We start from the raw sequence: 15,227 nt of genomic DNA, 5'->3' as shown, positions 1-15,227 counted from the left end.
GCGCAAAGCGCAGCCATAGCTTGGCTATGGCGAGCATTTGCAACGACGAGCAGGGGGCTTTTGGCGTGATGAGCGGGCATGATCGAAAAACTCTCAGCCTCCGAGCGGGACCGCCTTCGTCGACTCGCGAACAATCAACTCCAGCTTCGCCACCGTCGCCCGAGGCGGCTTGTGGCCCTCGATGAGCGCCACCACCGCGCTCGCGGCCTCCCGGCCCAGATCGCGCAGGGGCTGCCGCACCGAGGTCAACGGCGGAAGCGAGAAGGAGGAATGCGGCAGATCGTCATAGCCCACGATTGACATGTCATCGGGGACGCTCATTCCGCGCCGGTACATCGCCAGCATCGCGCCATACGCAGAGTCATCGTTGGCCGCGAACACCGCCGTGAATGGCAGGCCGCGGTCCAGCAGCGTGTTCATCGCGGTCACTCCGCCCGTCTCCACATACCCCCCGTTCGCGACCAGCCGCTCGTCGAAGGGCAACCCTGCCGCCACCAGTGTGTCGTGATACCCGCGCCAGCGTTCTACCGCATCCAGTCGATCTTGCGCCCCCGCAATGAACGCGATCTTTCGGTGGCCGAGCTCGATCAGATGGCGCACCGCCTCGCAGGCCCCTGTGTAGTGATCGAATCCCAGCGAATGCACCCGCGTTGAGGCGGACTGCCGCCCCAGAAACACCATCGGCACGCCCTGCGCATGGCGGTCCATCAGCGTATCGTCCAGGTCGGCCAGCAGCAGGATCACACCGTCCACACGCCGCCCGACAAGAGACATCAGCCGCCGCTCTTCTTCCACCTTGTTCCAGTGGCCGCTCACGAAGATGGCTTCGTAGTTGTGACTGGCCAACACATCCTCGACCCCGCGGACTGCTTCATTAAAGAATGAATTGGAGACTTCCTGCGTCAGCACGCCCACCGTCATGGTGCGCCCCGTGGCCAGCCCACGGGCGACCAGGTTTGGCCGGTAGTTCAGGCGCTTGATGCTGCCCTCGATGGCCGCGACTTTCTCTTCCGAGACAACGTGCGTGCCGCTGAGGTAGCGCGACACGGTGCTGGTGGACACCCCGGCCAGGCGCGCCACCTCTTCGAGGGTGATGCTATTGTTTTCGATGGACATTGCTTGATGATAGCGCTTGCCTTGGCGACTCACGATAGTCCGCGGGTTCACGTGCGCGGTCTATCACCCTAGGTAAAACGCGAAGTTTTTCACCCAATTCCACCGATTGGCAAGAAAAGCCAGGCACCTTGGTTGCAAGCGCTTGCATGGAAAGCTATCGTGCCAGCCATGAAGTCGAAACCGATCCGGTTCCCGCCCCAGTTCCTGTGGGGCACCGCCACCTCCGCGTACCAGATCGAGGGCTCGCACGACGTCGACGGTCGCAAACCGAGCATCTGGGACACCTTCTCCAAGACCCCCGGGCGCGTCACCAACGGCGACACCGGTGATGTCGCCACCGACTCCTACCGCCGGGTGGAAGAAGACGTGGCCCTGCTCAAGCAGCTGGGCGCCCGCGCCTACCGTTTCTCCATTGCCTGGCCGCGGGTCATGCCCGACGGACGCGGCGAAGTGAACCCGCTGGGCATCGCTTACTACCAGCGCCTGGTCCGTCTGCTGAGTGACGCCGGCATCACGCCGATGGCGACGCTCTACCACTGGGACCTGCCGCAGGCGCTGCATGACGAAGGCGGCTGGATGCAGCGCCGCACCGCTGAAGACTTCGCGCGCTTCGCCGGAGTGATGTTCGACGCCCTTGGCGAGAGCGTGCCCTACTGGTTCACGGTGAACGAGCCGTGGTGCGCATCCTTCCTGTCGCATGCGATGGGAGAGCATGCGCCGGGCGAACGCGACCTCGGCCGCGCGCTGACGGTGGCCCACCACCTGCTGCTCGGACACGGCCTCGCGATGACCGAATTCCGCAAGCGCAAGCTCGGCGGACAGATCGGCATGGCGCCGAACGTCGACTGGCGCGAGCCTTACTCGCAGGACCGGCAGGACATCGCCGCCTGCGAGCGCGGCCTGGACTGGTTCAACCGCTGGTTCATCGACCCGATCTACCACGGCCGCTATCCGGCGAACATGTTCGCGCGCTATGGCGAGCTGGGCCTGAAGCCGCCAATCCTGGCCGGCGACATGGCGACCATTTCGCAAGCGCCCGACATGCTGGGCATCAACTACTACACCGGCAGCTATGGCATGAACCGCGCCGACCCGCTGCCGCTGCGGGCGCAGGACGACGCGCTCACACAGATCGAGGCTTTGCGCAACCTGAGCACCGCCAATGTGCCGGGCTTCTCGAAGACCGACATCGGCTGGGACATCTTCCCCGAGGGCTTCTACAAGGTGCTGCTGTGGCTGCGCGACGAATACGGCAACCCGCCGCTGTTCATCACCGAGAACGGCGCCTGTGACAACGCCCTGCCCGGCTCCGACGGCCAGGTGCACGACGCCATCCGGGTCGAGTACCAGCACCGCCACGTGATCGCGCTGAACCGTGCAATGCGTTCGGGCTGCGACATTCGCGGCTTCATGGCTTGGTCGCTGCTGGACAACTTCGAATGGGCGCACGGCTACGGCAAGCGCTTCGGCCTGGTACATGTCGACCTCGAGACGCAGACCCGCACGCCGAAGGACAGCTTCCACTGGTACAGCCAGCTCATCGCGAACAACGGCTGCGACGCATGAGCTCCGCGACTCCACAGCGAACCATCGCGCGCTCGGCCGCCCGATGTGTCGGCATGCTTGCCCTGGCCATGGCGACCTGGGCGAACGCGGAGGTCGCCACGGTGCGAATCGACGCGTCGCGCGAAGGCCCCGCTATCAACCCGAAGGTGCTGTCGGGCTTCAACTTCGGCAACTGGATGGCGGTCGCAGACCATCGCGACGCGCTCGCCAAGGTGCCGGCCAGCGCGCTGCGCTTCCCCGGCGGCAACATCGGCGATGAGCAGGACATGGACGAAGCCTCGCTGGATACCTTCAAGTCACTGCTGTCGCTGATAAAGGGCGAGCGCGAACTGCTGGTGCAGACGCGCGTGTTCCAGGGCCGGCCCGACCGGCCCGCCGGCAACACGCCGGAGGATGCGGCCCTCGCAGTTCGCATGGCCCGTGCACGCGGTCTGAACGTGAAGATCTGGGAGATCGGCAACGAGCCCGATCTCTTCAGCGCCGTGCGCGGGGATGCGAGCTGGACGGCCAAGCGCTACTGCGATGTCTTCCGCGCCCAGGCCGCCGCGATCCGTCGCGAAGACCCGAAAGCCTTGATCGCCGGCCCGGCTGTCTCTGGCGACCAGCGGAACGCGCCGATGTTCGCCGAGCGCTTCGTCGAGCTGTGTGGCGACGTGGTGGACGTGCTCACCTGGCACATCTACCCCACCGAAGGCGACGGCTCCGAAGAGGCCGCGCTCTCGACAGTGTCGGAGATCGACCGCTCGATCGCTCACTACACGTCGTTGTGGAAAGACCGCTCGCGCAACCCGCTCGGATACCAGCGAAGTATCCAATTCGGCGTGACGGAATATGGCCTCTCGTGGCGCACCGATCGCCCGCGCTTCCTGTCGGACCAGACCGGCGCGATGTGGGGCGCCGAATCGGCCCTGCGCATGTCACGGCAAGGCGTGTCCCTCGCGCACTACTTCGCGTACCAGGGGACCGGTTTTCACGGCCTGCTGGACGCCGCCGGCGTGCCGCGCCCGACTTACTACGGCTTTGGAATGCTCGGTGAGCTGGCCGGCCATTTCGTGGAGGCGAAGAGCAGCGATTCGATGCTGTGGGCCCATGCGACCAAGAAGGGGTCGCAGCTTCAACTCGTGCTGCTCAACACCCGCACGCACACGCAGCAGATCCGCATCGACAGCCCAGCCGCACTGAAGCTCAAGGACGCGCGCTACTTCGATGCGGCCATCGCGGAAGACGAGAAACCGCTGCAGGCCATCACGGAGCAGGCCGGCCGCACGATTTCCCTGCCAGCCCGTTCGATGGCGATCATCCATTTGGAGCTGGCACCATGACACCAGGACACCTGACGCGCCGCCGATTGCTCGCCGCATCGACACTCGGCCTCAGCCTGCCGGCCTGCGGCGGCTCGCCGAGAAAATCCTCGGCACTACTCGACGATGCGCTCGCATTGCCCGTCCTCGTCGACCGCGACGAGGACGGCAGCCGAGGCATCTTCTTCGGCATCTTTCGCGAGAACTCGCTGCCCGACGTCGTGGCCGGTGCGCAGGCCGACCTGCGCCGCCAACCGGCTGCCGCGATGTGGTTCACCCGCTTCGGCTCGGCCTTCCCTGAGCAACAGATCCTCTTCCTCGCCCAACGTGGCATCGCCGCGCAGGTGACCTGGGAGCCCTGGGGCCATGGCAATGCTGCGATCCCTCTCGCGGATATCCTCGCCGGCCGCTGGGACTCGACCATCGACGCCTGGGCGCAAGGTGCGGCGCGCGTCGACTTGCCGTTCATGCTGCGCGTCGGGCATGAGTTCAACGGCGACTGGTACCCGTGGTGCATCGTGAACAACGGTCGCCAGCCGGAACTGTTCGCGAAGGTGCATCGCTACATCGTCAATCGCTTCCGCGCTGCCGGTGCGAACAAGGTGCGCTGGGTCTGGTGCTTCAACAACGACAGCACGCCCGCCGCGTCTTGGAACGATCCGCGCGCAGCCTACCCGGGCGACGACTATGTCCACTGGATCGGTATCGACGGGTACAACTTCGGCACCAGCCAGAGCTGGTCGCAATGGAAGCCCTTCAGCCAGGTCTTCGCGAATGCGGTGACGATGGCGCGCAAGATCGCTCCGTCCAAGCCGATCGTGCTGGCCGAGATGGGCTGCTCCGAGACCGGCGGCGACAAGGCCGCATGGATTCAGCGCATGTTCAGCGACATCGAGACGTTGCCCAACGTGCGCGCCTTCACTTGGTTCGATACCACCAAGGAAACCAGCTGGGCGCTGACCTCCAGCGACACCAGCTGGCTCACCGCCATCCAGGGTCTTCGCCGCGCATCCATTCGGGGGAATGCGAACGCGCTCTTGTCCGTGGGATGGACAGCCCCCGCGCGGACCTGACACAGACCATCAACAAAGGAGACGGGAATGAACTCACGACGCACGACAAGCAAGGCATGGCTCGTCGGGACCCTGGCCAGCGTGCTGGCGGCGGGCTGCGCGACAGCGCCGGCGCCCAGCACCGTGGCCGCAGCCAAGCCAGCTGCTGCCCCGGCGCCTGCGCAGGCTGCCGCATCGGCCGACAGGTCTCGCCGCGTCTTCGCGACCATGAAGACCAACAGCAGCACCGAGCAAGGTGCCTTCATCGACGGCTTTGCCTATTCCGAGAAGGCCGGTGACGCCTCCTTCGGCAAGGTCGCCGTCACGAGCGGCGTGGCCCGCGTGACCGGCACGATCTGGCCACAAAAGGGCAGCACCTGGGGCGGCATCGGCTTCACCGTCGGCGCGTCCAGCGGCGGCGAGCCGATAGACGTGTCGGCATTCAAGACCTTGACGCTGGAGCTCGCCGCCAGTGCACCGACCAGCTTGCGCATCCGCGTCGTCGGCGACGAGAAGGCGATCCGCGACGGTGGCTGCTACCCGATCGTCCTCCAGCCGGTCACGCCCGAGTTACGCGAGTACAGCATCTCGCTGGCCCAGTTCGCGTCAGAGTCGTATTGCGGCGCGAACGCGCGAACCATCGCTGCCACGTCTGTCGCCGTCTCGGCCGTGGAAGTGGCCGACGCGAAGGTGGGTGGCGGCAAGCGCGACGTCGACTTCCAGGTAGGCCGCATCACTCTGGGCCGCTAGCTCCACCCCTCCTCTTTCTGCAATTGCGCGCGGCGACGGGCGTCCGCGTGCAAGACTTCCTCGCGCCCAAAAACCTTTCGAGCACATTTCACAGGAGACTTTCGTGAAAAGAACCCATCTCGCGTTGGCAGCAGCGATCTTCGCGGCCAGCGGCGCCGCGCAGGCCCTGCAAGTGGACTTCTCCGGCTACATGCGCGCCGGCACCGGCATCAATGCGCGCGGAGGCACGCAGGTGTGCTTCGGCTTGCCGGGTGCGGACACAAAATGGCGTCTGGGCAACGAATGTGACTACGTTATTGAGCCGACGTTCACGGCGAAGATCGCCGACTATGAAGGTGCCGACTGGGGCATGCGCGTGATGCCCAGCGTGTACCGCGCCTGGGGCCAGACTGAGAACGGCACCGACGAACTGACCACCCGCTTCGGCCAGATCTACGCCTTCGGCAACAAGATCTCGCAGCTGGGCAACGGCACCGCCTGGGCTGGCCGCCGCTTCTACAACCGCCTGCAGACCGGCATCAACGACCAATTTCTCGAGAACAACGACGGCGACGGCGCCGGCCTCGAGAACATGGAGGTCGGCCCCGGCAAGCTGAGCGTGGCCTTCATGATGAACGGCCGCGGCGGAGCGAACGACAACCGCTTCTCGCTGCCCATCCGCTACACCGGCCTGGAGACGCTGCCGAATGGCGAGCTATCAATCTACGTCACCCCGTCGGCGCAGCTGAAGTCGCGCGACCAAGTCGCAAACACCGACCCCGCCAAGCAGGCCAATGGCATCGCGCTGGGCATCTACCAGGCCATCGGAGGCACGTTCGGAGGAGATACGCTGCTGGGCTTCAAGCACGACAAGCAAGGCGAAGTAAAGAACACTCGATTCGTCGTGCAGCAGAACGTGGACATCGCTGCGTCCACCCAGCTGAGCGCGCTCGGTGAATACCGCCTCACCTCCAACGCCGGCGTGGACAGCAAGTGGATCGCCCTCGGTGCCCGCACAGATACGCACATCAGCGGCCCCTTTCGCGTGTTGGTCGAACTCGGCACCGACAGCGTCAAGCCGGACAATGCACCCACTCTCAACATGACCAAGCTCACGGTCGCGGGCGCCGTGTCCGCTGGCAAGGACGCCTGGTCGCGCCCGACGCTGCGCCTGTTCGTCACGCACGCCGTGTGGAACGAAGCCGCACGCCAGGTGCTCGGTGACAACTGGATCAATGGCGAACGCCTCCGGCAGGTGTACGGCGACCAGAAGTCGGGCACGTCGATTGGCGTGCAGACTGAAGCTTGGTGGTGAAAGGCCCCCGTCGCTAACACTTCTGCCCTTGGGGGCGCCGCGGGCCAGAAAGGCGGTCCCGGGTGGTGCCTGGAATGACGGCCGAGCTGCCGCGCTGCCGCGCGCTGCAGGCCGACAAACACACCATCGAACGTGACCGGCTTGGTACCTAGCGCGTTGGAGAAACGAAGGCGAGCCTGCGGGCCCCAGATATCGGGACGCACAATCATGCGAAAGGTCTGATCGCGGGCCCCGGTCTCTGCCGAAGGAAACGCAAATCGCATGTCAGGCTACGCGGACGGGTTCCCGACCGGATAGGGTCCCCGCATCGCGCACAGCCCGGTCACAACGGGCGGTGCAACTGGCGCGCCGCGGCCGGCGCACTTGGCGCTTGGCGGTGCAATTCGGTGCAACTGCTTTTGGCGATTCGGAAATTCACTTCACATCAACCTATTAGATGGGGTATCCGTCCAATCCATCATCGGGGCGACCGACAGACGCCAGGGACTATATTCGCGCATTAGCTATTGATTAGCTTTGGTTTTCATCGTCATTCGATGCCGGTGATAGCCGCTGTGCGAATCGCCGAACTCTTCAGCGACAAGACCCCCGTCAAGATCTGCCTGGGTCGCGGACGCCCGAAGTCCGGGATCATTTTTCGCGCATGGACTCAGAAAGGGTCTTGGTGAGGGGTTTGGTGAGATAGGACAGAACGGTGTGATACCCGGTTTCGATGTCGACGACGCAAGTCATTCCTGGCTGGATCTCGATGCGTCTGTCGGGTTGAGCCTTGTTGTGCATTTCCAGTTGGGCCAGGTCGAGCGCTATCTGAACTCGGTAGTAGATGCTGTCCCCCTGCCCGGTTCGCTCGGACAGCACGTCTGGGCTGACGTACTTCACCCTGCCGCGCAGAGAACCATAAACGCTGTAATCGTAGGCATCGAGCTTGATCGAAGTGGGCAGCCCCACCCTCACCGGGGCCACGTCGGCAGGTTTGAGCTTGACCTCGACGATCAAATCACTGCCTGTGGGAACCAGTTCCAGAATGACATCGCCAGCGCGAACCTTGGCGCCAGGCGTGGTGGCCTGGATGTTCTTCACGAGGCCGTCGGCTGGGGCGGCAATGTCGGTTCGCTCAAGGACAGCGGCCCGATCCGCCAGAGACTGCTTCTGGGTCGCCAGGTCTTCCTCGGCCTTGGTCATCTCGGTTTGAGCATCCTGGAAATATTTGCTACGGCGGGATGTCATCTGGCCAGACAGATCGGCAGCCAGTCGACTGAGTCGGATGATCTCTGCTTTGCCAATATCTCCCGTGGCCAGCAGTGGCTCGTTCAAAGCGAGTTCCTGTTCGGCCAGCCCGAGGCTTTTCTGCAGGGCGTCCATGTCGCCCTTGAAGGAACTCTGTCGGCGCCGATAGAGCTCAGTCTGGTTGGCAACGAAATTGCGGTAGGCCTGGACGTCCTTGGGGAAGATCAACGGCTGGTCCAACACCTCGGCATGCAGCCTGACCAAGGCGGCCTTCAATGCGGCGACCTTGGCCTGGGCATCCAGAAAAGCAGCTTCGACCTGGCTGCGGTCAAGCCGAGCCAGTACTTGGCCTTTGCGAACTCTTTCCCCCTCTTCGACCAGAAGATGGGCAACCACGCCATCGATGCCGGCCTGCACCACCTGGGTACGGGTGCTGGCGATCACCAAGCCCTGAGCATGCGAGCTTTGGACGATCTCGGAAGCGGCGGCCCAAATGACGAACAGAGCGAGCAATACCGCCACCATGCCGATCCCAATGATGGGGAAGCGCAGTGCACTCGAATCCTGGTTCACGCCGCGGCTCCAGACTGCCGCAGAGGGATGGCGCCTGAGAACTCACTGCCACTGCGGGCCAGTTGCTGCAGCCGCTGTGCCACTTCGGCTTTATGACCATCCGCGATGATGCCCTTGTCGGTAAGAACGATCACACGGTCGGCCAGGCCGAGGGCCACCGGCTTGTGCGTGACCAGGACAAGGGTCGTGTCCCGGCCGATGCGCTCGCGCAATACAGCAAGGCAACGGGTTTCGGTTTGCTCGTCCATCAAGGCGGTGGGCTCATCGAGCAGCCAGACATCGGGATTCGACAGGATCAGCCGTGTCAGGGCCACGAGTTGTCGTTGCCCACCAGACAGACCTTCTCCGCCTTCGACGATGGGCAGATCCAAGCCTTTGGGATGATGGGCAATCACCTCTGCAACGCCAGTGCGTCGGCACACGTCGAGAAGTTGAGCCTCATCGACCGCGCTAACGCCCAACAGCAGGTTGTCGCGCAGCGACCCCGCGAATAGCTTGGCCTGCTGGGGACAAAAGCCCACCCGTTCGCTGAGCAAGTTGCGCTCGATTTGCTGGATGTCCAACCCGTCGAGCGTCGCCTTGCCCGACTGGGGGCGGTACAAGCCTGCGAGGATCTTGAGCAGCGTGGTCTTGCCAGCACCAATGGGTCCAATGATGGCCACCTTTTCGCCTGACTGGATCGACAGCCGTCGGATATTGAGCGTGTCAGGACGCCCAGGATAGGTAAAGCGCAGATCAGCAAGATCGTAGGCACCGCGAATTCGCTCAGGCGTGAGAGGCTGCTCCACTCCGTGGTTATCCTGTTCGAGCTGGAATATTTTCTCCAGGTTGTCCAGCGATGTCCTGGCATGTGCCCATTGGACGATCAGGCCGGGCAACGAGGCGATGGGAGCCAAGACGCGGCCAGACAGGATGGAGCAGGCAATCAGGGAGCCGACCGTGAGGCGGCCGGACGTGCTCGCCATGTAGGCGCCAACGCCCACGATGGCGATGTAGCTGGCCTGTTGAATGGACGCCGCCAGGTAGGCCACGTGTTCGCTGTGGTGGCGCAAGCGCGCGTCTTCTTCCACAGAGGCGGTGTTGATGTTCCGCCAAAGTGCAGATTGCCTCCAGCGGCCACCGTATGCCTTGAGACATTCGGCATTCTCGACCGTTTCAACCAGCAGGCCGAATTTTCGATTGGCCACGGAGATGCCGCGCGCAGCGTGCATGACGATTCGGCTGCGATAGAACATGCCAACGAAGAATGCAATGGCGGCGAAGACCAGCGGAACCATCGCGACTTCGAGGCCGGCGATGGCGAAGATAACAAGGAGAAACAAGAGCGCGAATGGCGCATCGGCGGCGAAGTACATCGTGGCCGATGCGAGAAAGGCCCGAATGGATTCGTAGCTGCGCAACTGCGCTGACAGGTTGCCCACTCCACTTGGAAATTGATCCATGCGAATGCTGGTGATCCGCTCAAAGATGTCTTGTGAGACTGATAGATCCATGCGCTTGATGGCCTCCTCAAGGAGACGGGAGCGCGCCAGCTTGACGAACAACTCGATCAGGCCGGCAAGCACGGCACCCACGGTGAGCACAACGAGCGTGGAAATGCCTTGGTTTGGGATGACGCGGTCGTAGACCTGCATGCTGTAGAGCGAACCAGCCAGCGCCAACAAATTCGCGCAGAGTGCGGCGGCGGCGGCAATGGCAAACAAGAAGCGATGCTTTGAGAGCGCTGCGCGAAACAAGGTTTCGGCACCAGATGTCACGGGCTGAACATCAGCCTGAGGCAGGATAGAAGCGAATCTCGGCGAACCGTCGTTCTGCAAAGAGGCAGGGGCAATCGTCTGCCGTCCATGGGCCGATTCGAAGCGCCATTCGCCGTGCGAGGTGATGCCGTCCACCACGCCCCAGCCCAATCCCGGTACATAGCCCAACATGGGCAGGAGCTGCGATTGAGGCTGTGGACCCCATACCGGCGCTCGAAGGCCCAGGGCATCGAACAGCGCAGCCACTGTGCCGTGAGCGTCATGGCCCGATTCGGGTGAAGCCAGTGTGGTCAAGAACGACTCTCGCACGCGTCGCAAGGACGGGTAGGCAGACTTGCAGCGCTGGGCGATCCAACGCAGATCCAGTGATGAGGCCTGAGATGAGTTCATGGTTCTAGGTCAACGGACGTCGCGCGGATCATTGGGCAGGCTCCATCCACTCCAGTTCGCCACCATAAAGCGCAAGCCGGTAGCGGCTGGGCGTCATCTGCGCCTCTATGTCCGCGAGGGCCTGTTCAGCATCGGAGAGTTCACGCGCAGCGTTCATCACGTCGAGCCAGCTGCGCTTGCCAACGGCAAAGAGGCGTTCAAAGGAAGCCAGCACATTGGCCGTGGCCTTCACGTTGAGCAGACCATCCTGCCGCCTGGAGAGGGCCGAGCGAAGATCTTCGTGTTCGGCACCCACCTTGGACAGCAGATCTACTCTGGCGGCCTCGCGGCTGGCGCGCAAGGCTTCAACCTGTGCCTGCGCCGAACGCGCCCTGGCCAACGAATCGAAGCCCGCGCCGGGCGTGTATTGCAATTGCAGGCCCACCGCCGTGGAGCTCGAGACATTGGGAACGCCTCGTGGCAGGGTGCGCTGCGCGACGAGCGCCACGGTCGGCCATTGCGCCGCAGCCTTGGCATCAGCGTCCCCTCGCGCGGCGCGCATGTCTTGATCCATGCGACGCAACGTGGGGCTGCGCTGTTGGCTGCGTTCGAGCAGATCCTCCAGATCAGGGGCATCGGGAACCTGCAGCGTACCAGCCACTTCGGCAGATGAAAGCTCGTCACCAACCAACAGCGAGAGCTGACGCCGTGCGGATGTCTGCGCAAAGCAGGCCGACTTGAGTTGTCCGCTGGCCAACGCATGACGGGCCTGCAGCAACTCAAGATCGCCCTGAGCAGAGGCGCCGCTATCGACACGTCGCCGCATGCTTGCGTGATAGTTGTCCAGGCGACCGATGAATTGCCGCAGCACCATGGCCCGCCCCCTGGCCTGAAGGAAAGCTTGGTAAACATTGGCGACGGCCAAGCCCAGGCCTTGTTGCGATTCGAGAACGCTCTGATCGGCGGAACGGGAACGCGCCAGCGCGGCATCGGCCGAGGCACTGATGCGCCCGCCAGTCCACACGGGCTGCTCCAGCGTCAGCACGGTACTGTGTCCGCCGCCTGCTCCTGGCAGGGTTTGTGCGGACGGTGCAGGAAGATACTGGCGTCGTGCTGCGTCCCATTCGGACCTGGCAGCGTTCACAGCGGCACGCTTGGCTGCCACACTGGCGTGCGTTTCGACAGCCCTCCTGGCCAAGGCGTCCAAGCCCAAAGAGGGCGCCTGGCTGGTGCCCGTTTCCAAGGGCAGCGATTCACACGGGTTGCTGCTCTGGGGTGCGGCAATGGCCCATTGCGCCCCGAGGATCAGCCCCACCAGCCCAGCCATCATCCCAACCCGAAGGGCTTGCATCAGTTGCACGCGTCGTCCCACTGAGCACAACCCGAATCAGGACACGATCACTGCTGCTGCATTGATGAAGGCTTGCAACTGGTTCAAGTGTTCGACACCCAATCCCGTGTTGTCGCTGTAGACAATGTGGTTGCGGACATCGGTCAGCCGATGCGCCAGAACCGTGTCGGAAACATTCGATGTGGTGAGCAGCGATACATCGAGACCAAGCTGGCTCAGATCACTCGCAGAGAAGCCGCCTACTGCCACCGAGTCGGCATCCGAGGCGCCACTGGTTTTGTCAATGGCCGCCAGTTGCATCACCTTCGTGACGGCCTCTTGCATGGCCTGTACCTTGGCGGCCGTGTCGACATTGGCACTGCTCTTGGCACCAACGGCTTCGTTCATCAGTACCAGCAGATTGGAAGCAGGAACTGTTCCGATGGAGCCCAGCGTGGCTCCCACAGCGGCATAGTCGGCCAGGGTCGGCAGACCGTTTTCGTTCGAGCCACCAGCGCTCACGTTGGCATCGTCGGCGAAACGCTCCACGCGCGCCAGGCTGATCACCGACTGCAGCTGCGCCAAGGTATCCACACCACTGCCGTCATCGGCCGTGGCGTGGACGAGGTTGCCGACGGTGGCCAGGTTGCTTGCCGTGAGCCCTGTGACACCCAGCGCAGAAAACTGCTCGAGGTTCAGTGTCGACGGCGCGGCAGTGCCTGCGGCCACGTCCAGGACATGGTCCACCGCCGAGGACAGGACATTGAGTTCCGTGGGCGTGTCCACTTGGTCACTGGTCTTGGTGGCTACCACGTCGGTCAGCAGTTGCGCGGCTGGGGCGTGCAAGGCCTCGTTCGCGCCACCCGCATGTCCTGCCACGCCCAGCGTGACGTAGTCCGCTGCCGAAGGGTTGACCGCAGCATTGCCGTCCGCGCTGGTCCCGTTGGCTTCATTGAGCAGCTTGAACAATGAGGCAGCCAAATGCTGTACATGGTCAGCCGAGTCCAGTTGGGCGTCGCTCAGGTTGTCGGCAAAGCTGTTGAGCGCTGTCACGTCGGAAGCGGCGAGGGCAATGGGCACGCCGTTCACGTTCGTTCGCTGCGCGCCAAGGCCGGTGTAATCGTCGGCCGTTGGCAGCTGCGCCGTCTTGGTCACCGCCGCATCCTTGGCCCAGACGCGCAGAACTTCAAGGCTTGCCAGCGATTGCAACTCGGGCAAGGTGTCGACGTCGGAGGGCTCAAGGTCGCGCACTGTGGCACTCAGCAAATCGGCCACAGCTTGATTGTTTGCTCCGGTCGAAGAGAAACCGCTCAAGCCCAGCTTGCTCAGCTCAGTGGCGCTCAGCGTGGGTGCTGAAGTGTCTGCTGTCGACGCGGCAGCAATGGCTGACACCTTGTCCAGGGCGGCCGCAATGGCGTTGATCTCGCCCACCGTATCCACATCAGCATGCTGCAAGCCCCCGATCACCTGATCGAGCATCGAAAGAGCAGTTGCGGTAGTGGCGGCCCGTCCGATGTTGGCGCCGATGGCCGAAAAATCGGACGCGGCTGGATTGCTCAAGACATCCGCATCCAAGGTGCTGCCATTGGACTCGGTGAGAACCTTGTCGTAGGCCGCCATCAGGGTCTGCAGCTTGGACACGCTGGAGACAGCCGAACCATCGTCGGCGGTTGCACCGATGGCAGAGATGATGGCGCTCAGGTTGTCCTTGGCGTGAACCGCATCAAGCTGGGCCTGGTTCAAGCCGAGCAGCAGTAAATCATCGGTGGTGAGCGCCGAAGCCGGAGCCAGGCCCGCAGCGACATTCATCACCTTTTGCACGACCGCCACGATGGCCTTGAGTTCGGTCACCGAGTCGCAGCCATCGGTGTTGATGCCTTTGACCACATCGTTCAACAAAGCCAGTGCGTTTGCGTTGCCTTGTTGCGCTCCCAAAAGTACGCCTAGATTCTGGTAGTCGGCCACGCTGGGATCGGCGTCGGGCGAGGCGTCCGGGCTCGCGCTATTGGCCTCGGTCAGAACTTTCACGTAGGAGTCGACCACCTTCTGCACGTTGTCGATCACCGCCATGTCCAGCGGCGTGACGGCCACCGCCGAGTTGATTGCAGCAAGATTGTTGACGTCGACGTTCTTGATGCCGGCCTTCTCGTAATCACTCACGGCAGGGGCCGTGGCAGTTTGCGAGTGCCCGGCATAAGCCTTGATTCGGTCGATGTCGGCCGACGCATCAGAACCCGAACTCTTGCCCAGCGACGCTGTGCCGGCAACCAGCCCCACCGCTCCGATGCCCGCCAGCACCCAGCCCTTCTCACCTTCGAACCATCCCTCGCCCGGCGGTGTTGCCAAGGACGCCACGCCCGCCTGCCCGTCATGCAGCGAGGCGACGCTGATACCGTTGTCCTGGCCAGGCGAGAGCGGGCTGCCGTTGTCGTAGACCCGCCAATCTCCTGCGCTGCTGCGCCCCATGACGGCCACGTCCTGCGCGTCGAAGTAACCCTTGATCACCACGTCCGGCGCGCCTGGATCGCCCTCAGGCAAGGTGAGCAGCAAATCCTGTCCCTGGCGTTCGATGCGCAGCTTGACGGGCGCCTGCAGGGTCTGTGTCTCCACCAGTTGGAAACGCATGCCCGACTGTGCGCGCAGCACCAGTGGCTTGCCCTCGTGCCCTGCCCCGGCTCGCAATGTGTGAGGCTGTTGCGCCTGCCCGAACTGGACGAGCCGCAGGGAATACGAAGAAGTCATGACAAGCGCCTGGAAAACTGGATGAGGGGCGATTCAGATGTCGCGGCAAGACAAAGACACGGTCGCGCAGCGACGGCTGCATTGCCTAGCCAAAGACTATCGGGCAACTCATGATGAGCCTGAGCCGGACCCGCAATGCAGAGTCGATTC

At 63.5% G+C, this 15,227-nt stretch carries 10 protein-coding genes; 5 read left to right on the top strand and 5 right to left on the bottom strand.

Features of this window, described 5'->3' with window-relative positions; genetic code table 11:
* Positions 1-93 precede the first annotated feature (93 nt).
* On the bottom strand, positions 94-1,116 hold the full coding sequence (locus tag AC30NL_RS14810; RefSeq protein ID WP_489464762.1) for a LacI family DNA-binding transcriptional regulator: 1,023 nt from the start codon (positions 1,114-1,116) through the stop codon (positions 94-96).
* Between the two features lie 168 nt (positions 1,117-1,284).
* Here AC30NL_RS14810 and AC30NL_RS14805 point away from each other — a divergent pair, with 168 nt between their 5' ends.
* The 5 genes from AC30NL_RS14805 (at position 1,285) to AC30NL_RS14785 (ending at position 7,079) form a co-directional block, all read left to right on the top strand.
* The gene (locus AC30NL_RS14805; protein ID WP_489464765.1) at positions 1,285-2,682 is read left to right on the top strand and encodes a GH1 family beta-glucosidase; all 1,398 of its coding nucleotides are present in this window, start codon (positions 1,285-1,287) and stop codon (positions 2,680-2,682) included.
* Positions 2,679-4,004, top strand: coding sequence for a glycoside hydrolase family protein (locus tag AC30NL_RS14800; RefSeq protein WP_489464761.1), 1,326 nt, complete (start codon positions 2,679-2,681; stop codon positions 4,002-4,004). The genes AC30NL_RS14805 and AC30NL_RS14800 overlap by 4 nt, the downstream gene beginning before the upstream one ends.
* Complete coding sequence (locus AC30NL_RS14795; protein ID WP_489464760.1) at positions 4,001-5,056, top strand: glycoside hydrolase family 26 protein; 1,056 nt, start codon at positions 4,001-4,003, stop codon at positions 5,054-5,056. Before AC30NL_RS14800 ends, AC30NL_RS14795 begins: the two co-directional genes overlap by 4 nt.
* 27 nt (positions 5,057-5,083) lie before the next feature.
* Positions 5,084-5,785 (top strand): hypothetical protein, encoded by a 702-nt coding sequence (locus AC30NL_RS14790; protein ID WP_489464759.1) that lies wholly within the window; start codon positions 5,084-5,086, stop codon positions 5,783-5,785.
* A gap of 103 nt (positions 5,786-5,888) precedes the next feature.
* On the top strand, positions 5,889-7,079 hold the full coding sequence (locus AC30NL_RS14785; RefSeq protein WP_489464758.1) for a carbohydrate porin: 1,191 nt from the start codon (positions 5,889-5,891) through the stop codon (positions 7,077-7,079).
* Positions 7,080-7,709: 630 nt separating this feature from the next.
* Here AC30NL_RS14785 and AC30NL_RS14780 read toward each other — a convergent pair.
* The 4 genes from AC30NL_RS14780 to AC30NL_RS14765 are packed head-to-tail and all read right to left on the bottom strand — an operon-like array spanning position 7,710 to position 15,077.
* Complete coding sequence (locus AC30NL_RS14780; RefSeq protein WP_489464757.1) at positions 7,710-8,879, bottom strand: beta-barrel domain-containing protein; 1,170 nt, start codon at positions 8,877-8,879, stop codon at positions 7,710-7,712.
* On the bottom strand, positions 8,876-11,026 hold the full coding sequence (locus tag AC30NL_RS14775) for an ATP-binding cassette domain-containing protein (RefSeq protein ID WP_489464756.1): 2,151 nt from the start codon (positions 11,024-11,026) through the stop codon (positions 8,876-8,878). Before AC30NL_RS14775 ends, AC30NL_RS14780 begins: the two co-directional genes overlap by 4 nt.
* A gap of 28 nt (positions 11,027-11,054) precedes the next feature.
* Positions 11,055-12,356, bottom strand: a complete 1,302-nt coding sequence (locus AC30NL_RS14770) for a TolC family protein (RefSeq protein ID WP_489464764.1) — start codon at positions 12,354-12,356, stop codon at positions 11,055-11,057.
* 36 nt (positions 12,357-12,392) lie between these two features.
* Positions 12,393-15,077, bottom strand: a complete 2,685-nt coding sequence (locus AC30NL_RS14765) for a hypothetical protein (protein ID WP_489464755.1) — start codon at positions 15,075-15,077, stop codon at positions 12,393-12,395.
* Positions 15,078-15,227 lie beyond the last annotated feature (150 nt).

This window comes from Rhizobacter sp., from assembly GCA_021153565.1.
In the GTDB taxonomy this organism is placed as follows: Bacteria; Pseudomonadota; Gammaproteobacteria; order Burkholderiales; family Burkholderiaceae_C; genus Albitalea.
The sequence above is the reverse complement of the archived record's forward strand: the minus strand, read 5'-3'. Positions and strand labels throughout refer to the sequence as shown.